The sequence below is a fragment of the Streptomyces sp. NPDC005485 genome, assembly GCF_040606085.1.
Lineage (GTDB): Bacteria > Actinomycetota > Actinomycetes > Streptomycetales > Streptomycetaceae > Streptomyces.
Genome location: NZ_JBEXDZ010000074.1, coordinates 22,968 through 42,195 on the forward strand (window position 1 = coordinate 22,968; position 19,228 = coordinate 42,195).

At 72.4% G+C, this 19,228-nt stretch carries 18 protein-coding genes; 9 read left to right on the forward strand and 9 right to left on the reverse strand.

Features of this window, described 5'->3' with window-relative positions:
• Position 1: 1 nt before the first annotated feature.
• Genes ABZS97_RS24095 through ABZS97_RS24105 form a run of 3 tightly spaced genes read right to left on the reverse strand, consistent with a single transcriptional unit; the run spans position 2 to position 3,632 of the window.
• Positions 2–2,563 carry an FtsX-like permease family protein gene (locus ABZS97_RS24095; RefSeq protein ID WP_356140395.1) on the reverse strand — a complete coding sequence of 854 codons (2,562 nt, stop codon included), beginning with the start codon at positions 2,561–2,563 and terminating at the stop codon, positions 2–4.
• Positions 2,560–3,336 carry an ABC transporter ATP-binding protein gene (locus ABZS97_RS24100; protein ID WP_356140396.1) on the reverse strand — a complete coding sequence of 259 codons (777 nt, stop codon included), beginning with the start codon at positions 3,334–3,336 and terminating at the stop codon, positions 2,560–2,562. Before ABZS97_RS24100 ends, ABZS97_RS24095 begins: the two co-directional genes overlap by 4 nt.
• Positions 3,333–3,632, reverse strand: a complete 300-nt coding sequence (locus ABZS97_RS24105; protein WP_356140413.1) for an SHOCT domain-containing protein — start codon at positions 3,630–3,632, stop codon at positions 3,333–3,335. The genes ABZS97_RS24100 and ABZS97_RS24105 overlap by 4 nt, the downstream gene beginning before the upstream one ends.
• Before the next feature lie 210 nt (positions 3,633–3,842).
• Between ABZS97_RS24105 and ABZS97_RS24110 the strand changes: the two genes are divergently transcribed.
• From ABZS97_RS24110 to ABZS97_RS24135, 6 genes are all read left to right on the forward strand, one after another.
• Entirely contained in the window at positions 3,843–4,403 is a 561-nt protein-coding gene (locus tag ABZS97_RS24110; RefSeq protein WP_356140397.1) for a TetR/AcrR family transcriptional regulator, read from the forward strand.
• A gap of 74 nt (positions 4,404–4,477) precedes the next feature.
• Positions 4,478–4,873: a cupin domain-containing protein gene (locus tag ABZS97_RS24115; protein ID WP_356140398.1), complete on the forward strand. Its 396-nt coding sequence runs from the start codon at positions 4,478–4,480 to the stop codon at positions 4,871–4,873.
• Between the two features lie 49 nt (positions 4,874–4,922).
• Complete coding sequence (locus tag ABZS97_RS24120) at positions 4,923–5,507, forward strand: DUF4865 family protein (RefSeq protein ID WP_356140399.1); 585 nt, start codon at positions 4,923–4,925, stop codon at positions 5,505–5,507.
• Positions 5,504–6,412 carry a phosphotriesterase gene (locus ABZS97_RS24125; RefSeq protein ID WP_356140400.1) on the forward strand — a complete coding sequence of 303 codons (909 nt, stop codon included), beginning with the start codon at positions 5,504–5,506 and terminating at the stop codon, positions 6,410–6,412. Before ABZS97_RS24120 ends, ABZS97_RS24125 begins: the two co-directional genes overlap by 4 nt.
• Positions 6,413–6,464: 52 nt before the next feature.
• Positions 6,465–6,641, forward strand: coding sequence for a hypothetical protein (locus ABZS97_RS24130; RefSeq protein ID WP_356140401.1), 177 nt, complete (start codon positions 6,465–6,467; stop codon positions 6,639–6,641).
• 93 nt (positions 6,642–6,734) lie between these two features.
• A complete protein-coding gene (locus ABZS97_RS24135) occupies positions 6,735–7,517 on the forward strand; it encodes a VOC family protein (protein WP_356140402.1) in 783 nt (260 codons plus the stop codon).
• Between the two features lie 294 nt (positions 7,518–7,811).
• Here the strand turns inward: ABZS97_RS24135 and ABZS97_RS24140 are convergent, their stop codons facing one another.
• The 4 genes from ABZS97_RS24140 to ABZS97_RS24155 all read right to left on the reverse strand — a co-directional run bounded on the left by ABZS97_RS24140 (position 7,812) and on the right by ABZS97_RS24155 (position 14,333).
• Entirely contained in the window at positions 7,812–9,071 is a 1,260-nt protein-coding gene (locus ABZS97_RS24140; RefSeq protein ID WP_356140403.1) for an ROK family protein, read from the reverse strand.
• A gap of 36 nt (positions 9,072–9,107) precedes the next feature.
• A complete protein-coding gene (locus tag ABZS97_RS24145) occupies positions 9,108–13,295 on the reverse strand; it encodes a trypsin-like peptidase domain-containing protein (RefSeq protein WP_356140404.1) in 4,188 nt (1,395 codons plus the stop codon).
• A 4-nt stretch (positions 13,296–13,299) separates the two neighbouring features.
• Positions 13,300–13,608, reverse strand: coding sequence for a trypco2 family protein (locus ABZS97_RS24150; RefSeq protein ID WP_356140405.1), 309 nt, complete (start codon positions 13,606–13,608; stop codon positions 13,300–13,302).
• Between the two features lie 74 nt (positions 13,609–13,682).
• Positions 13,683–14,333: an alpha-ketoglutarate-dependent dioxygenase AlkB gene (locus tag ABZS97_RS24155; protein ID WP_356140406.1), complete on the reverse strand. Its 651-nt coding sequence runs from the start codon at positions 14,331–14,333 to the stop codon at positions 13,683–13,685.
• 143 nt (positions 14,334–14,476) lie between these two features.
• On the opposite strand from ABZS97_RS24155, the gene ABZS97_RS24160 reads away from it, so the two are divergent.
• Together ABZS97_RS24160 and ABZS97_RS24165 are read left to right on the forward strand one after the other, a co-directional pair.
• Positions 14,477–15,607 carry a methyltransferase gene (locus ABZS97_RS24160; protein ID WP_356140414.1) on the forward strand — a complete coding sequence of 377 codons (1,131 nt, stop codon included), beginning with the start codon at positions 14,477–14,479 and terminating at the stop codon, positions 15,605–15,607.
• 98 nt (positions 15,608–15,705) lie between these two features.
• Positions 15,706–16,926: a GNAT family N-acetyltransferase gene (locus ABZS97_RS24165; protein WP_356140407.1), complete on the forward strand. Its 1,221-nt coding sequence runs from the start codon at positions 15,706–15,708 to the stop codon at positions 16,924–16,926.
• Positions 16,927–16,976: 50 nt separating this feature from the next.
• Here the strand turns inward: ABZS97_RS24165 and ABZS97_RS24170 are convergent, their stop codons facing one another.
• Together ABZS97_RS24170 and ABZS97_RS24175 are read right to left on the reverse strand one after the other, a co-directional pair.
• On the reverse strand, positions 16,977–18,014 hold the full coding sequence (locus ABZS97_RS24170; protein ID WP_356140408.1) for an aldo/keto reductase: 1,038 nt from the start codon (positions 18,012–18,014) through the stop codon (positions 16,977–16,979).
• A gap of 8 nt (positions 18,015–18,022) precedes the next feature.
• Positions 18,023–18,502, reverse strand: a complete 480-nt coding sequence (locus ABZS97_RS24175) for a MerR family transcriptional regulator (RefSeq protein ID WP_356140409.1) — start codon at positions 18,500–18,502, stop codon at positions 18,023–18,025.
• A 132-nt stretch (positions 18,503–18,634) separates the two neighbouring features.
• Between ABZS97_RS24175 and ABZS97_RS24180 the strand changes: the two genes are divergently transcribed.
• Positions 18,635–19,141 carry a hypothetical protein gene (locus tag ABZS97_RS24180; protein WP_356140410.1) on the forward strand — a complete coding sequence of 169 codons (507 nt, stop codon included), beginning with the start codon at positions 18,635–18,637 and terminating at the stop codon, positions 19,139–19,141.
• Positions 19,142–19,228 lie beyond the last annotated feature (87 nt).

Consider the following 19,228-nt stretch of genomic DNA (forward strand, 5'->3'; position numbering starts at 1 on the left):
GTCACTCGGTGGCGATGGCGCGCAGCACGTCCAGGCGCGCCGCCCGCCGGGCCGGACGCAGGCCCGCGAGGGCTCCGGCCGCGAGGCCCACCAGTGCCACCACCGCCAGCTGGAGCGGCGGGACCGCGAAGGCGAACGCGCTGTCTGCGGCCCCGTCGGCGGCCTCGACGAGCACCCAGCCGAGGAACGCGCCGAGCGCGAGTCCGCCGGCCGTGCCGAACGCGGCGACCAGGACCGACTCCCAGCGGACCATGGCGCGCAACTGCGCGCGGGTCTGGCCGACGGCCCGCAGCAGGCCCAGTTCACGGGTGCGCTCGTGGATGGCCAGCGTGAGTGTGTTGGCGATGCCGAGCAGGGCGATGAGCACCGCGAGCGCGAGCAGTGCGTAGACCAGGGTCAGCATCATGTCGATGCCACCGGCCGAGGACTGTGCGTACTTGTTACGGGTCTGCACCTCGGGATTTCCGTACTGCGCGGCCACCTTCTCGACCGCTGCCTTGCCCTCGTCGGTGCTCACGCCTTCCTTGAAGGAGACGGCGACGAGGGTGTCGGAGTCCTGGGTGCGGTGCGGGGCCCAGGCGGCGCGCGTGATGACGTAGTCGCCGGCGAGTTCCGACTGCCCGTAGACCGCGCGGACGGTGAACGTCTCCTGCTTGCCGTCGGTGAAGGTCAGCCGAGTGGTGTCCCCGGTCTTCAGGTGCTGCTTGTCGGCCTCGTTCTTCGTGAGGGCGATGCCGTCGGTGCCCAGATCGCCGAGGGAGCCGTGGACGGTGCCCAGGTCGAAGACCTTGCCGAGCGTGACCGGGTCGGTGACCGTCAGGGCGCGTCCCTTGCCGTCGACCTCGGCGACGCCGCGGCCCAGGCCGACGGCGTCCTCGACGACCGCCTGGCGCGCGATCGCGGGCGCCAGCCTCGGGCTGAGCCCGCTGCCGCCCGCGCCGAACGACGGGGTGCTGACCGCGATGTCGCCCGCGAAGGACCGGGAGACGGTCTGGTCCATGGTGGCCTTGAGCGAGGCGCCGAAGACCGTGAACAGGGAGACGACGGCCACGCCGATCATGAGCGCGCCGGCGGTGGCGGCGGTCCGCTTCGGGCTGCGCAGGGCGTTGCGCCGGGCGAGGCCGCCCGTGACGCCGCGCAAAGTGTCGAGCGGGGCACCGAGCAGACGTACGGCCGTGGTGGACGCGACCGGGCCGAGAACCACGAACGCGGCGAGTGCCAGCACCGCGCCGAGGCCGGCCAGCCACAGGGACGGGGTCACGAGGACGCCGGCCAGCGTGCTTCCGAGGGCCAGCGCGGCCAGGCCGCCGCCGACGACGGCGCGGGTCCGGGAGGCGCCGGACTGGTCGACGGCCGTCTCGCGCAGTGCTGCCAGCGGTGCGGTGCGTCCGGCGCGGACGGCGGGCAGCAGCGCGGAGCCGAGGCAGACCAGGATGCCGACCACGAGCGGCAGCAGCATGGACAGGCCGCTGATCACCAGAGCGCCGTCGGGGAAGGGGAAGCCGATGGCGGGGAACAGTGCTTGCAGCCCTGCCGCGATGCCGATGCCGCCCGCGAGGCCGGCGGCCGACGCGGTGACGGCGACGGCGCTCGCCTCGACGAGGGTCGAGCCGGTGACCTGGCGGCGGGAGGCCCCGAGGGCCCGCAACAGGGCGTTCTCGCGGGCCCGTTGGGCGACGACGATCGCGAAGGTGTTGTGGATGGAGAAGGTTGCCACCAGGAGCGCGATGCCGGAGAACACCAGCAGGAAGCTGGTGAAGAGGGTCAGGAACTGGCTGGAGACCATGTCGGTGTTCTCCTGGGCCGACTCCTGGCCGGTGATCGCCTCGACTCCCTTGGGCAGTACGGATGTCAGCCGGTCGACGAGTTCCGCCTGAGAGATGCCGGGTCCGGCCCGCACGCGCAGGCTCGCGGCCTCGCCCGGCTTGGCGGTGAGGTACTTCTCGGCGTCGGCCTGCGTCATCCCGGTGAAGGTCACCTGGGCCATGCCGTCCTCGCCGCCGAAGGTCGCCAGACCCACGACGGTGACCTTGACGGGATCGGGGGTGCGCAGGGTCGTGGTGTCGCCGATCGTGAGGTGACCCTTCTCGGCGGCTCCCCGGTTGACGATGACCTCGCCGGACCTGGCGGGGGCGCGTCCCTCGGCGAGTTCGTACGCGTTGAGTTCGGGGTCGGAGATCCAGTTGCCCGCGAGGGTGGGCGGGCCCTGGCCGCCGATGGGCTTGCCGTTGGAGCCGACGAGCTGGCCCGCGCCCTGGATGTCGGGCACGGCGGCGGCGACACCGGGCGTGTTCTCGATCGCCTTCACCAGGCCGATGTCCACGGGCCTGCGCACACCCTGGCTCTCACCGGGCGCGGTGATGGTGTCGGCGCTGCGGACGACGGCGTCGGTGCCGCTGGTCGCCTTGCCGAACATGGTGTCGAAGCCGGCTCGCAGCGTGTCGCCCATGACCAGGGTGCCGGCGAGGAAGGCGACGCCGAGGAACACCGCCAGGAACGTACCGGCGAAGCGTCGCTTGTGGGCGCGCAGCGAGGACACGCTGATGCGCACGGCCGCGTTCATGACGGCGCTCCCTTGCTGTCGAAGGCCTTCATCCGGTCGAGGACCTTGTCCGCGGTCGGGGCCTGCATCCGGTCCACGAGGCGGCCGTCGGCGAGGAAGACGACCTCGTCGGCGTGCGCGGCGGCGACCGGGTCGTGGGTGACCATCACGACCGTGCGGTCCATCTGGCGCACCGCACGGCCGAGCAGGTGCAGCACCTCCTCGCCGGAGCGCGAGTCGAGGTTGCCGGTGGGTTCGTCGGCGAAGACGACATCGGGCTGTCCGGCGAACGCCCGGGCCACGGCGACGCGTTGCTGCTGTCCGCCGGAGAGCTCGGAGGGCCGGTGGTGGAGACGGTCACGCAGGCCGACGACGTCGACGAGAGCGTCGATCCACTGCCGATCGCCCTTGCCGGCCGCCAGGTCCATGGGCAGCGTGATGTTCTCCGCGACCGTCAGGGTCGGGATCAGGTTGAAGGCCTGGAAGACGAAGCCGATGCGGTCGCGGCGCAGCAGGGTGAGGCGGCGGTCGTCCAGGGTGCTCAGCTCGGTGTCGCCGATGAAGGCGGCGCCGGAGGTGAGCGTGTCGAGGCCCGCCGCGCAGTGCATCAGGGTGGACTTGCCGGACCCCGAGGGGCCCATGATCGCGGTGAAGCGGCCGGCCGGAAAGCCGATGCTCACCCCGTCGAGGGCCCGCACGGTGGTGTCGCCGGAGCCGTACACCTTGACGGCGTCGGCGACACCCGCGGCGTGACGCGTGGCGGTCACGGTGGTCCCGACCGGCAGGGTGCTCATGCCGCACCGCCCTTGCCGATACGCCCGAACTGCTCGTCCAGGACGGACAGTCGGCGCCAGTACTCGTCCTCGTCGATCTCGCCGGAGGCGAAGCGGCGGCCGAGCACGGCGATCGGGGAGTCACCGCGGGGCCGTACGTCGTCCATCGCGCGCCACGGTCCGATCGGTCCGCGGCGGCCGCGCCAGACGGTGCGGCGCAGGACGGACACGACTGCGATCACGACGGCCGCCCAGATCAGCGGGAAGAAGAGGATCCACGGGCCGGGTCCGCCGTCCCAGTTCGCCAGGGTCTGCATCTCAGTCATCTCCTCGGTGCGTTTCTCGTGATGACTTGAGGCTCGCTCCGGGAGGGGGTCCGAGTCGTCGTACGGCCAGCGGCAGTGCGTGTACCTCCGCGGGAGTACGCGGGGGGATGTGCGCCTGCTTCCGCCGGTCCCGATTCCACGTCGCGACTTCTGTACCTACTAGTATGTACTTCTGTACCTAGTAGTAGGTACAGTGCCGTCATGAGCACTCCGGACCGACTCATCGACGCCACCCGTGAGCTGCTGTGGGAGCGCGGTTACGTGGGCACCAGCCCCAAGGCGATCCAGCAGCAGGCGGGCGCCGGACAGGGCAGCATGTACCACCACTTCAAGGGCAAGCCCGACCTCGCCCTGGCCGCGATCCGCCGCACCGCCGAGGACATGCGCGCTACTGCCGCGGAGGTACTGAGCGGACCCGGCTCGCCGTACGAGCGCATCGAGGCGTATCTGCGTCGCGAGCGCGACGTGCTGCGCGGCTGTCCCGTCGGGCGGCTGACCATGGACCCCGACATCATCGCGAGTGCCGAGCTGCGGGCCCCGGTCGACGAGACGATCGACTGGCTGTGCGAGCAGCTCGCCGGGATCGTCGAAGAGGGCCAGGAGCAGGGCCAGTTCGCGACCTCGCTCGACGGTGAGGAGATCGCCGCGACGATCGTGGCGACCGTCCAGGGCGGCTATGTGCTGGCCCGGGCGTCCGGCAACGCCGCCGCGTTCGACACCGGGGTCCGCGGGCTGCTCTCCCTGCTCGCCCCGCTGCGCTGATTCCGTTTCAGAACTTCAGGAACTCAGGACCTTCAAGAGCCTCAGACCCCTTCAAGAGCAAGGAGTGTGCCCCCGTGCACATCACCCGCAAGCGCCCCGACACCCAGCAGGGACCCGCGGAGAACTTCACCGGCACCGTGTGGCTCGACGAGGTCGCCGTCCCCCCGGCCCCGTCCCGGCTGCGGATGTTCAACGTCCGCTTCGCACCCGGCGCGCACACCGCCTGGCACCGCCATCCGCACGGCCAGGTGCTGCACGTCCTGGACGGCGAGGGTCTGGTGCAGCGCAAGGGCGGGGACGCCGAGGCGATCCGGGCGGGCGACACGGTGTGGATCGAACCCGGCGAATGGCACTGGCACGGCGCGGCGCCGCGCACCTTCATGACGCATCTCGCGGTCGTCGAGGCGGCCGAGGACGGCACGACCACGGAGTGGGACGCGCACGTCGGACCGGCCGACTACCCCGCCTGAGCCCGTAAGAGCCCCTGTTCCCGAGCCGCGAATCCGCCAGGAGGCACCGATGCACGCCCTGCAGTACGAGCTCACCTTCCCCGCCGACTACGACATGGGCATCATCCGCGACCGCGTCGCCCGCGTCGGGCACCTGCTCGACGACTGGGACGGCCTCGGCTTCAAGACCTTCCTGGTACGCGAGCGCGGCGTGGACGGCTCACCGGTCAACCAGTACGCGCCGTTCTACCTGTGGAACGGGGCCGAGGGGATGAACTCCTTCCTGTGGGGCGGAGCGTTCCAGGGGCTCGTCAACGACTTCGGCCGGCCGGTGGTGCAGCACTGGACAGGTCTCGCCTACGAGGACGGTGGCGCCGCCGGCTCCCCCGCCCTGGTCGCGCTGCGGCACCGACAACGCGTCCCGGAGGGAGTGGAACTGTCCGAGGCCATGGAGGAGGCGGCGCGCGAGGCGAAGCGGCTGGCAGGGCTGGACGGGGCGGTGTGCGCGGCCGCAGCCGTGGATCCGCGCCACTGGGAAGTCGTGCACTTCTCCCTCTGGACCCACGAGGCGCCCAAAGAGCCCGGCGAGGTCTTCCGGGTGCTGCACATGTCGGCCCCGGAGCGCGACCGCCTGCCGCGGGGCAGGCAGTGGTGAACACCGTCCGCACCGTCCTGGGAGACGTTCCGCCGCGGGAGTTGGGGGTGTGCAACGCGCACGATCACCTCTTCCTGAGCAGCCCTCAACTCCCGGGCCAGGAATTGCGCGAAGCGTCCGCCGCGCGGGCCGAGCTGGCCGCGTTCCGCACGCAGGGTGGCGGCACCGTGGTGCAGTGGACGCCGTACGGCATGGGCCGGCGCGCCGCCGACCTGCCCCTCCTCGCCCGCGACAGCGGAGTGCATGTCGTCGCCGCGACCGGCCTCCACCAAGCCGCCCACTACGGCGCGGAGTTGCTGCGGCGGTTGCGCGGGGGCCTTGCCGAGCTGTTCGTCTCGGAGCTGACGCAGGGCATCGGCACCTCCGGGGTCCGCGCCGGGCTCATCAAGGTCGCGGGGGGCTTCCACTCCCTCGACGCACACGCCCGCTGGACGATGGCCGCGGCGGCCGAAGCCCACCACGCCACCGGTGCGCCGATCGCCGTGCACCTGGAGCTGGGCACGGGCGCGCTCGACGTACTCGACCTGCTGTGCGGCGAGTTGGGGGTCGCCCCGCAGAGCGTGATCCTCGGCCACCTCAACCGCTCCCCCGACCTGGCGGTGCACCGGCAGGCAGCCGAGGCCGGCGCCCGACTCACCTTCGACGGGCCCTCCCGCGCCAACCACGCCACCGACTGGCGCATGCCCGACGCCGTACGCGCCCTCGCCGAGGCCGGGTTCGGCGACCGTCTGCTGCTCGGCGGCGACACCACGACCGCGGCCGCACGCTCGGTCGACGGCGGCCCCGGGATGCCGTACCTGCTGCGACGGGTGCGCCCGAGGCTCGAACTCGCCCTGGGCAAGGAGCTGGTGGAGCGCATCCTCACCGAGAACCCCCAGAGCGCGTTCGCCGCGGACTGGCGCTGAGCGCCCCTCTCACCAGCCGTTGTTCCCCTCACCCCGCAAGGGAGCCGCCGCCATGCCCTTCGTCCGTATCGACGCCCTGGGAGCCGACCCCGGCCGGCTGGACGCGCTCGGGGCGCACGCCCGACCGGAAGCGGAGCCTGTACCGGCGCAGTACGCCCCCTCCCCCGAGACGGCCGGCCCGCTCCCGGCGGACCTGCCCGTGGACCGTGCCGTTGCCCCGTCCGGGTGAAACCCGGGCGCTTCGAGCCCGGTACCTGTACCGGCACCTCGCGGATCGGCATCGTAGCGGGCGTCTCCGTCCCGGAATCGCAGGAGGAAGCACATGCTCGGTACCGACTTCCGTATCGGATCGCCCAACTGGATCGACCTCGGCAGCCCCGACACGACCGGAGCCGCCGCCTTCTACAGCGCGGTGTTCGGATGGGAGTTCGTCTCCGCTGGGTCCGAGGCCGGCGGGTATGGCTTCTTCCAGCACACGGGCAAGACCGTCGGCGCGCTCGGCCCGCTCAGCGAGGAGGGGGCGACGCCGGCCTGGACGACGTACTTCAAGACCGAGGACATCCAGGACACCGCCCGCAAGGTGGTCTCCGGGGGCGGCGCCGTGCGCGCCGAGCCCATGGATGTCATGGGTGAGGGGTGGCTGGCCCAGTTCACCGACCCGCAGGGCGCACAGTTCGCCGTGTGGCAGCCCGGAAAGACCAAGGGCCTGGAGAAGGCCTCCGAGGACAACACCCTGCTGTGGGTGGAACTGCACGTCCCCGACCCGGTGGCCGCCATCGGCTTCTACAACGGGCTGTTCGGCTGGCGGTCGGAGGAGATGGAGGCACCCGGCATGACCTACCGGGTGCTCAGCATCCAGGCCGGCGACCAGCAGGACGGCACCTTCGGCGGTGTGGCCCCGTTGCAGGAGGGGCAGGGGGACGCGCGCTGGGTGCCGTACTTCTCGGTGGCGGACGCCGATGCCCTCGCCACGTCCGTGGAGAGCAACGGCGGGAGCGTGCTGATGCCGGCCGCCGACGTGCCCGACGTCGGCCGGATCGCATGGCTGGCCGACCCGTACGGCGCCGTGTTCGCCGTTCTCAAGCCGAACCCGCGTCAGGGCTAGATGAGTTGACCGCAGCGGACCGTCACCGGATCCGGATCACAGGTCCGACAAGGTGACGTCCGCGCGCGGACGAGGGCGCGGCCCCGAAGGGTGGCCGCGCTCGGTGAATTCGTCGACGACGGCCTACGTCCAGGGGGTGTTTCAAAAGTCCCGTGCGGTGCCCGCGGTGTTCGGTGCGTGCCCTCGGCGTGCCGGACGAAGGCTCTCGTACTGGACGTACTTGGGGCTTCGGCCGGTGCGGCGAGGGTGCGTGCCGGGCGCCGCGGGTGCTGTGCGGGGCTTTCAAAACACCCCCTAGACCCGTGCCAATGCGCCGAGCGGGTCGTCGAGCACGGGCTGCCACGCCAACTCGGCCGCCCCCACCAGGCTGTTGTGGTCCAGCGTGCAGGCGAGGATCGGTACTCCACCGCTCTGCCCCCAGAGGCTGCGGTCGGCGACGACGGCCCTGAGCCGGTGCGGATCGGCGTCGAGCAGGGTGCGGTGCAGACCGCCGAGGATGATCCGGTCGGGGTTGAGGATGTTGACCAGCCCGGCAAGTCCCAGTCCCAGGCGGTCGATCAGCGCCTCGACGGCCATACGGACGACCGGGTCGGCGTACTCGCCGCGGATGAGGTCGTTGGCCTGCTGGAGCAGCGACACCACCGGGCCGGGCTCCCGGCCCGCCGCGGTGAGGAAGGCCAGCGGGTCCGCCTCGACGTCGAGACACCCGCGGCTGCCGCAGTAGCAGGGGCGGCCCTCGGGGTTGACGGTGAGGTGGCCGACTTCGAGGGCGAGACCCGAACTGCCTGTGTGCAGACGGCCGTCGAGGACCAGCGCGCCGCCGACACCCCGGTGTCCGGTGGCCACGCACAGCAGGTCGCGGGCGCCGCGACCGGCGCCGTGGCGATGCTCGGCGAGCGCGGCGAGGTTGACGTCGTTGGCCGCGAACGCGGGCCCCTCGATGCCGGCCGCGCGCACCCGCTCGGCGAAGATCTGCCGCACGGGTGCGCCCGCGGGCCAGGCCAGGTGCAGCGGGTTGAGGGCGAGCCCGTCCGGTTCGGCCACCGCCGACGGCACGGCGAGCCCGGCGCCCACGCACCGCCGCCCGGTCCCGCGCAGCAGCTCGGCCCCGGCCTCGACGACCGAGCCCAGCACCTTCGCCGGATCGGCGTCGACGGTCTCGCAGCCGGGCGCGGTGGCGACGATACGGCCGCCCAGTCCGACCAGCGCGGCGCGGAACCCGTCGGCGTGCACCTGCGCGGCCAGCGCCACCGGGCCGTCCTCGGCGACCTCCAGCCGGTGCGAGGGGCGCCCCTGTGAACCGGCCTCCGCGGCTGGCCGCGCGTCCACCCTGATCAGCCCCAGCGCCTCCAGCTCGGCGGCCACCGCGCCCGCCGTCGCCCGGGTGACCCCCAACTCGGCGGTGAGCACGGCACGCGTGGGCGCACGTCCGGTGTGCACCAGTTCGAGGGCCGGGCCGAGAGCGCCACGCCCCCGGTCCAGCCGCGTCCGCGTGGTCCCCGTCGACCCCGTGGTCCCTTCCCCCGTCGCCCGGGGGCCCGCCTTGCCGTTCATGAGGGCGAGTCTCCCATGATCCCGATGGTCGGTGTCCTACGCGGTGGGGAGGCGGAGGTGGGCGAGGACGACGTCACGGACCTGGCGGACGGCCGCCGGATCGAGCACCGCGAGGGCGGGGAGGGCGTGGTGCCAATGGCCGGTGGCAAGCGTCTCCGCAACCAGGTCCCGGGCGCGCGCCCCGGCGTCCTCGGGGTCGCGGGGCGGCGAGAGCGAGGCCAGGCGCCAGATCACGGGGAGAAAGTAGGGGGCTTGGATACGGGTCAGCGTCGCCAGTGGCGCCTGGCGGGCCTGGACGAGGTGGGCGGCGAGCAACCCGAAGGCCTCCGCGCGCTCCGGTTCCTCCAGGAAGGCGGCGGCCGTGTGGACCGCGTCCCCGTACCGGCCGAGCGCGGCCAACGTCAGCGCGAAGGCGGCGTCCTCGTCGAGGTCGGCCGGTTCGGCCGGGCCCTTGACCCGGTCGAGTGCCTCGATCATCCACCGGTCGGATTCCTCGGGATCAGTGGGGTGCGCCAGCAGGCAGGACAACAGGGGCAACTGCGACCGGTGACTCATCTGCGGACTCAGGACGGCAGTGGTCAGGGCATCCGCCAACGCCGAGGTGTGTGCCGGGTCGTGGCCGCGCAGTGCGCCGAGGAGATCGGCGAGTTCGATCACGGCGGTGGGCCGGTCCGGGTTCTGCAAGGCGTCAAGGACGTATGTCTCCGCCAGAGCGGTCACGTCGGGGGCGGCGTCCTCATCGTCGGCAACCCATGCGAGCGGTACGTACGCCGAGGGGTGGACCACGTCGGCCATGTCCCTCGCCCAGCTGCCCTCACCCGTGCGCCAGAGCGCCTCCATCACCGGCTCGCAGGGGCCGGGTCCCTCCAGCGCCAACCAGGTGTGCGCGGCATCGCGCGCAAGGTTCGCCGCCTGCGCGGGATGCGACTCGGCCAGGGCGCTCGCCACGAGCGCCGTCGCCGCCGTGCGGACGTGCTCCTCGTCCACGCACCGCAGGATCGACTCGCTGCCGAGCGGATCCCCGGCCGTGGCCAGGGCCACGGCGAGTTCTCCCAGGCGCTCGTCGCGCCCCCGGTCGGTTCGTCCCTCCCGCGCCGACCATCGCTCGGCCTCGCAGACCAACTCCGCCGCGGCGGCCGGCTCCTGGACGGCCAGCCGCTCCGCCCGCGCGGCCAGGACCTCCACCATCGGCCAGGCGCTCTTCGCCTCGGCCAACTCCAGCAGCACCCTCTCCCATTGGCCGTCCCGCTCCGGCACCGCCGCCAGGGATGTGAACACCTCCGTCAGAGCAAATCCGATCGGCGGAAGGGCGTCCCAGAGGCTCAGCAGCCACCGCAGCGCCGTGGCTGCCCGGCCTTCGGCCACGTGGTGTGCAGCGATGGCCAAAATCCCCTCCGCCGACTGGAACAGCAGATCCACCGCCACCGAGGCGTCCGCCAATTGGCGGCGCATGTCGGTCAGCAGCTCTTCGGCGCCCCGCATGTCACCGGTGCGGGCCAGGGCCACAACGGCGCCGCCCACGGCCGTCAAGGAGTCGAAGGAGGCCGGCAGGCGACCGGGCGAGGCGGTGAGCAACAAGTCGACCGACTCGGCAGCGCGCGCACGCGCCCGCACGGCCAGTTCCCGAGCCCGCGCGGGACGAGCGGCACTGAGCGCCACCGCGCCGGCGGCGAGCAGCGACACGGCCGGGGACTCACCCACGAGGCCCTCGATCCGATCGCACAGCCTTGCGACCGCCCCCGTGTCGCCGCCTTCCGTGTACGCCTCCGCAACGGCCGCCAGTGCGGACACCGCCGCCGCGCCCCGCAGCTGACGGGCGGCCTCCTCCGCCTCCCTCAGCAGTGCTCGGGCGCCCGCGTCGTCGCGGGACCACGCGGCGCGGGCCACCTCGGTCAACGTCCGTACCCAGGCGACCGGGTCGTCCGCGACGGTGACCCGCAGCCGCCCGTACCAGCTGTCCCCACGGGGTCCCGCCGCCTCCGGGTCGAACTCCCCCAGCAGTTCGAGTGCCGCCCGGTCGGCTCCCACGGTCATGAGCGCCACGGCTCCGGCACGGATCACGTTCTCCGCCAGACCCTGCGGGCACCAGGGATCCTGCTCGGCGGCGTGCACCGCGAGCGGTACGGCCTCGCCGACCAAAGACACCACGCGCAGACGGTCACCCGCGCCCGCCGCGAACTGCGCGATCCGCACCAACGCCTGGGCCCGCAGCTCCGGTTCGAAGATGCTCCGCGCCATGCCGACAGCCCGTTCCCACCGCCCCAGCCGGGCCGTGGCGACCGGAAGCCCGGGGTGCAGGGACATGTTGCGCCGCGCGACCAGGTCCCGGGCCGCGGAGAGGGCCGCCTGGGTGCCGAGGTCCTCCGGGGCCCGCTCGCGCACCATCTCCCGTACGAGATCGAGCTCCGCGACCGCGGCGGTATCGCTTCCGGTGACCTCGCGCAGCCGCTCGTGGCGCCGGGCGTCGAGGGCCAGGGCGGTGGCGCGGGCGATGTCGCCGAGCGAGACGGTGAGGCGGCTGTACGCGTGCAGGAGGTAGCCGGGGGTCTCGGTGGGCCAGCCGCGCGCCGCGTAGTCCCGCGCCCAGGCGTGCACCCGGGCGCGGAACACGTCGAGGTCCGGGCCGAGTTCGTCGACGGCCGTGGCGAACAGCGTCTCGTGCGCGAACAGCAGACCCCGGCGCCCCAGGGAGTCGTACAGAATCCCGCTGGAATCACCGGCGCCGACCCTCAGGATGCGTCCGAAGGCGCTGCCGAGACGCCGCTTGAGGTCGTACTGCGTGGTCTCCGAGAGCTCCCGCATGTCGTCGGCGGTGAGGCTGCCGCGGGCGGCCGCGAGCAGGCCGACGAGGTCGCGGCCGAGCCGGTCGCCGGTCAGCGCGCTCGTCAGGTCGTAGCGGGCCTCGTGCTCGGTGTGCCGGGCGGCGGCCACGGATCGCAGTTCGTGCACCCGGCAACTGCGCAGCGGATGACCGCCCTTGACGTCGGAGGGCAGGTCCGGTCGCGGTCTGCTGGTGACCAGGACCCGCACATTGTCGGGCAGGCGCTCGGGCAGCAGCGAGGCGATGGACGGGCCCCGGCCGTCCGCACGCAGCGCCTCGTCCTCGTCGAGGCCGTCCACGACGAGCAGCAGGACCGCATCGACCGCGGACAGCCGTCCGGCCGCCTCGTGCAGCAGCTGACGGCGCTCCCCGTCTCGCGCGGCCCCCGAGGTCAGGCCGGCCGGCGGCCGTCCCGCGAGGAGGGAGAGCTGGTGGACGAGCGCCTCGGTGCAGGCGGTGGCGTCGGCCTGCTCGGCCCGCCGGTTGGTGACGAAGAACCACACGGGTACGACGCCACGGGGCGGGTCGAGGGCGAAGGAGGACACCAACGCGGTCTTGCCCGCCCAGGGCGGTCCCTGGATCCACAGATAGCGTTCGCTGCCCGCGCAGAAGTCGACCAGCAGCGCCCGCTCCTCTTGGCGGTCCTCCAGTCCTTCCGGGGCTACGTCCGCCAGTTGGGCCCGGTAGGCGGCCTCGGTCAGGCCCGCCTCGGAGACGGGCAGCACGCCGGCCAGCCCCTCGGGACGTACCGCGAAACCGAGCAGCGCCTCCAGCTCCCGCACCTCGTCGGCGCCTAGCCGCTCCGCCCACCGGTCCACCCGGCTCGCCGCCAGCCGCCCGGGCCCGTCGGCCAGATGATGCTCCGCCACGACACCGACCAGGAACCCGCCGCTGAACACGGCCGCTCCGGACATGCCCTGCCACGGCGACACGCCCGGATCCGGCGAGGAGGGCGGTGTCACCGACAGATCGAGCGTGCCCTCGCGGCGGTTGGCGAGCACCGCGCACGTCGCGTGCACGTGTTCCGAGTCGCGGTAGTGCCAACTCGCCTCGTCCGTACGCATCTTGAACTCCGGGAAGCCGACCGCACTGCACCGCAGCACCGCGTCCGCCTCACCGATCCGCCCGGCGCGGGCGTGCTCGGCCTTCTCCTGCGGTACGGCGAGCACGGCCACGTCGATTCCCGCGTGCGCCCAGGCCACGGACACGTCCGCCTGGCGTTCGCCCGGCCGGTCGGCGTCGAACCGCACCCGGATCTCAGCAGCACCGGCGACCACGTGCGCGGCGGTCAGAACCGCGCCGGAGGCGACCAGATAGCCCGAGCCGCGCCGCCGTCCGCCGTCGCGCAGCCGCACGACCACCTCGGCGACGTACTCGATTCGCAGCCCGCCCTGTCCCGCCACGCCCTCAGCGCTCCCGGTCCACCTCGTCACCGGCGATCCACGCCGTCCTGGCCGTTCCGTCGGGGGCGACGAGCTTCGGCTGCAGGGTGAGCGTGATCCGCTGGGTCTGCGACTGCGCGAGCCGACCCGTGCCGTTCGCCTCGACCACCCAGAAGCGGACCTTGCCACCGGCCGACGCATCGCGGTCGACGGCCACGGTCGCCTCCAACTCGACGGGACCGAGCTCGAAGCGCAGCACCTCACCCGTCCCTTCGGCCAGCGCGGTGGTGAGCTCCTTGCGCAAGTCCCGGATCAGCTCGGACAGTTCGATCATGCGGCCCCCTCGGCGAATCACCGAGATCGTACAAGTCGCGCGGCTCTCACCGGGCCGCGCGCGTCAAGCAGCGGTCACAGGCCACTGACCCGCAGCGTGATGTTCAGTCGTCCCGTCAGGCCGAGACCGGCGGGACCCGTGCCCGGATGCACCCGCGGCACCCCGTGGTACGCCGCCCGCGACGCGCCCCCGAACACGAAGAGGTCCCCGCTGCGCAGCTCCACATCCGTGTACGGCCGCGTCCGCGACTCGGTGTTCCCGAACCGGAAGACGCAGGTGTCGCCGAGGCTCAGGGACACCACCGGCGCGTCGGACTTCTCGTCGCTGTCGCGGTGCATGCCCATGCGGGCGTCGCCGTCGTAGAAGTTGATCAGGGCGATGTCGTACGCGGCTTCCCCGGCTGCCTCGGCGCCGAGGGCGTCGGCGACCGCGCTGCGGCCCAGGTCCCCCAGCCAGGCCGGGAACGGTTTCACGGAGGCGCCGTCGCCGTCGACCACGGTGCGGGCGTAGCCGTACGGATACCAGTGCCATCCCAGGCAGACCTGCCGGGCGGTCATCGTGCCGCCGCCGGGGGTGCGGACCGTGCGCAGGCCGGCCGGTGGGCGGGCCCACGCCCGGCAGGCCTCCAGGAGCTGCCGGCCGCGCTCGGCGTCGAGCCAGTCGGGCAGGTGCACGGCGCCCGGCGCGACCTCGGTCCGGTCACGCGGAAACAGTTCACCGTCCATGAATCCCATCCTCGCGCACCCGGGGTCCGGCCTCCCCGACCGGCCCCGATCCGCCCCACGCCTGTCCACGGACCCTCCGTCGACCTTCCGCTGCCCGCCCTGAGCTGCGGCTCGGCTAGCCTGGACGCACGATGAACGACGGTATGACCACCCCCTGGGGCGCGTACGCGCTCACCCGCCATCCCGAGGACCCGCGCGACCGGCTGCGCGCCTGGGACGCGGCGGACACGTATCTGCTGCGACACCTCGCGGAGAGCGGCACCTCTCTCGCCGGGGCGGTCGTGGTGGTCGGCGACCGCTGGGGCGCCCTCACCACGGCGCTGTCGACGCACCGGCCGACGCAGATCACCGACTCGTTCCTCGCTCGCGAGGCGACGCGCGCGAACCTCGCCCGCAACGGCGCGGACGAGTCCGCCCTACGGCTCCTGACCACGCAGGACACTCCCCCCGACCGTATCGACGTGCTCCTGGTCCGCGTGCCCAGGAGTCTCGCCCTGCTGGAGGACCAGCTGCACCGGCTGGCACCCGGCGTGCACGAGGGGACGGTCGTCGTCGGGACCGGGATGGTCAAGGAGATCCACACCTCGACGCTGAACCTGTTCGAACGGATCCTCGGCCCGACCCGCACCTCACTGGCCGAGAAGAAGGCCCGGCTCATCTTCTGCACCCCGGACCCGGCCCTCGCCCGGGGCACCAACCCGTGGCCGTACCGCTACGACCTCCCCGAGGGCATCGGCATCGTCTCCGGCCGCCCCGTCACCAACCAGGCGGGCGTCTTCTGCGCCGACCGCCTCGACATCGGCACCCGCTTCCTGCTCCAGCACATGCCGCGCAGCCGCGGCGCCGAGCGCGTCGTCGACCTGGGCTGTGGCAACGGCGTCGTCGGTACGGCGATTGCGCTCGCCAACCCGGAGGCCGAGCTGCTCTTCGCGGACGAGTCCTACCAGGCGGTGGCCTCGGCGGAGGCGACGTACCGGGAGAACACCGGGGGCAGCGCCGAGTTCCGTGTCGGCGACGGTCTGGCGGGGGTCCCCGCGGCGAGCGCCGACCTCGTCCTCAACAACCCGCCGTTCCACTCCCACCAGGCGACCACCGACGCCACGGCCTGGCGCATGTTCACCGACGCCCGCCGCGTACTGCGACCCGGCGGCGAGCTGTGGGTGATCGGCAACCGCCATCTCGGCTACCACCTCAAGCTGCGGCGCCTGTTCGGGAACAGTGAACTGGTCGCGAGCGACGCGAAGTTCGTGGTGCTGAGGGCCGTCAGGAAGTAGCGGGGCGTAATTCGCTTGACCAGGTCAGGGGCCAACGCTGCACTGTGGCGGAGAACCACGAGTCGTGGTGCCCGTATCCCAGGAAGGCAGCGGCAGCGATGGAGATCCGCCCCACGACCGATCAGGACCTCGACGTCTTCGTCGACACCATGCACACCGCGTTCGGGCGCTTCCCCGAAACCCCGGCCGAGGACGGTGGCGCCTGGTGGTCGGCGCTGCAAATGGACCGCTGCCTGCTCGCACTGACGGAGGACGGGCGGCCCGTCGGCACCGCCGGTGCGCACTCCTTCGAGCTCACCCTGCCCGGTGAGATCCTCGTTCCGGCCCCCGGGGTGACCGCCGTCGGTGTCCTGCCCTCGCACCGACGGCAGGGCGTGCTGAACGCGATGATGCGGCATCAGCTCGCCGAGCTGCGGGCCCGAGGGGAGTTCCTCTCCGTGCTGCTGGCCTCCGAGGCCCTGATCTACCGCAGGTTCGGCTACGGACCGGCGACCCGCACAGGGCAGCTGACGGTGCCGCGCCACCGGTCCGCCTTCGCCCTCCCCCGGGCGCGCGGCACAGCCGACGCTCCGGACACCGGCTCGGTCGAAGTGCTGCGGCGCGCCGAGTGCGGCGAGATCCTGGAGGAGGTCTACGACCGCTACCGGCGCGCACAGCCCGGCGCTCTCTCCCGGCCGCACCGCTGGTGGGCCCTGGGCGCGGGCCAGCCCCCGATCTCCCGGGCGCCGCGCTACGTCGCTGTCCACCGGGACGCCGACGGCATCCCTGACGGGTACGCCAGCTACTCGCTCGGCGATCACGGCACCTTGACGGTCGACGAGACCATCACCGCCGACGACGCCGTCTTCACGGCCCTGGCCCGGTTCGTGCTCGGACATGACCTGGTCGGTCAGGTCGTGTTCAAGCACGTCCCGCCCGACCACCCGCTGCGCTGGCAGCTCGCGGACTTCCGCGCCGCTGAGGTGAGCAACGACATGGACTGGCTCTGGGTGCGGCTGCTGGACGTCCCGCGAGCGCTGACCGCGCGCGGCTGGTTCACCGACGGCGAGCTCGTCCTCGACGTCGACGACCCGTTCCTCGGCGAGCACGGCCGCTACCTGCTGACGGTCCGGGACAGCAAGGCCGACTGCGTGCCCACGGACCGGGAGCCCGACCTTTCCCTGGACGTGAGCGACCTGGGCTCGATCTACCTCGGCGGCACGGCGCCGAGCACGCTCGTACGTGCCGGACACATCCGGGCCCACCGCCCGGGCGCGGCCGCCCTCGCTGACGCCCTCTTCCGCGCCGAGCGCTCCCCGCACTGCCTGCACTGGTTCTGACCCGATCGCGGCTCACTCGGTCATCACCTGTGGCCACCTCGCATGACGGGTCACGCCGGACTCCGGGCCTCCCGGGCCGCGGAGGTGAGGGACATGTCCGCGTAGCGCTCGCCGGCCACCTGGGCGGCGAGCGGTTCCAGCAGCGCCAGCTCTTCGGAGGTCAGCAGGATCCGGGTGGCCGCGGCGTTTTCGAGGAGGCGGCCCCGCTTGCGGGTGCCGGGGATGGGGACGACGGTCAGGCCGTGTGTCAGGGCTCGCTGGTGCACCCAGGCCAGGGCGATCTGGGCCGTGGTGGCGCCATGGTCTGCCGCGATCTTGTGCAGCGGTGCCAGGAGAGCCGTGTTCGCCCTGGCGTTGTCGCCGGTGAAGCGCGGCAGCATCTGCCGGAAGTCGCTGCTGGAGAGGTCGGTACTCGCGTCGGCGAAGGTGCCGGTCAGAAAGCCCCGGCCGAGCGGCGAGTACGGCACGAAGGCGACCCCGAGCGCGGCGGCGGCGCCCACCGCGCTGTTCTCCACGTCCCTGCTGAAGACCGACCACTCCGTCTGCAGGGCGGCGATCGGGTGCACGGCGTGCGCCTCGCGCAGCTCATCGCCGGTGACCTCGCTCAGGCCGAGGTGCTTGACCTTGCCTTCCCGCACCAGTTCGGCCATGGCTCCGACGGACTCGGCGAGCGGTACGGCCGGGTCGCGGCGGTGCATGTAATAGAGGTCGATGACCTCTACGTCGAGGCGCCGCAGACTCGCCTCGACGGCCTTCTTGAGGTAGCCGGGATCGTTGCGGATGGCCCGATAGTTCGGGTCGTCGGCGCGGTACTCGATACCGAACTTGGTGGCCAGCGTGATCTCATCGCGGTGCGCGGCGACGAACGGCGCGAGGAACTCCTCGTTGGCCCCGACGCCGTACATGTCGGCGGTGTCGATGAGGGTGACGCCCGCCTCGACGGTGGCCTCCAGGGTGTCGCGGGCCGCCGCGTCGTCGGTCTGTCCGTAGGCGACGCTGATGCCCATGGCGCCGAAGCCCTGGACGCCGACGAGGGGGCCACCGGTGCCCAGTTCGACCTTGCGGATCTGTTCGAAGGTGGTGCTCATGATGGCGTTCAGGCCCTTTCCGGCGCCGGGTGGGCGTCCGCATAAAAGTCGATCTTGGCGTCGAGCACGGTGAGGGTGTCCTGCAACTCCGCGATGCGCGCCGCTACTTCGCGCCGGGTCTGTTCCAGAATCCTGCGCCGCTCGTCGAACGTGTACTCCCCTCGGCGGACGAGCTCCGCGAAGTGCACCATGTCGGCGACCGGCATCCCGGTCATCCGCAGCCTGCGCACGAAAGAGAGCCAGTCCAAGTCGGTGTTGCCGTAGACGCGTTGGCCGGTGTGCGACCGCGCCACGTTCGGCATCAGGCCTATCTCCTCGTACCAGCGCAGGGTGGGCGCGCTGAGCCCGGTGAACGACACGACCTCGCGGATCGTGTAACGGTCCTGGCCTTCGGGTCGCGGATGGTCCGACCCCGCGACGACACAGACGTCCACGGGCTGCGGCTCCACGGGCGGGGGCTTCACGGAGGTGCTGTCGATCACCGTCATGCCGACCACGTTAGGAGGTTCAAGTGCACTTGAAGCAAGGGCCTTCGAACGCGCGAGACCGAGCAGCGCTGACGACGGTCATCGTGGACCTCCGCTGTACCGTCTCCGGGGACGATCACAGGGAGGAGCGGGATGAGGAACGGTCTTCGGTTCGGCTGGGAACTGGGCGGCAGCGGCTGGGCCCGGTGCCGCATAGCGGACGGGACCTCGGAACACGAGGACATCGTCAGCTACTGCACGGATGCCCTTGCCGACCTCCTGCACGGCGTAGGGGGTCTCTACGGCACCGCCGGCGTCCGGCGCTTCTCCTTCGACCTTGAACCGGCCGAGGCGAGGTGGGTCCTGCGGGGTGACGGATCGGAGGTCGGTATCACGATCTATCGGTTTGCCGACATGTCCGCGAGCTTCGATGCGCCCGACCAGGAAGGCAGCCCGGTCTGGAGTTCCACGCAGCCGCGCGTTCTGCTGAGTCATGTCGTCCTGGAGGCCGCCCAGTCGGTACTGCGGCTTCACGGCGAGGACGGCTATCTGGCGGAGTGGGTCCAACACCCCTTTCCCGTCGCGGCAGTGCAAGACCTGCGCCGCCTCCACCTCCGGCACGACGGGTGCGAGCGTGAGCACGACATGGCGCTTCCCTAGGCGGACGGCCCTGAGCCGCTGCGTGCGGGAGCGGCGCGATCCGGCACCCCCGCGGACGCCACCGGCGGCGGGCGGGAACTCCCCCGC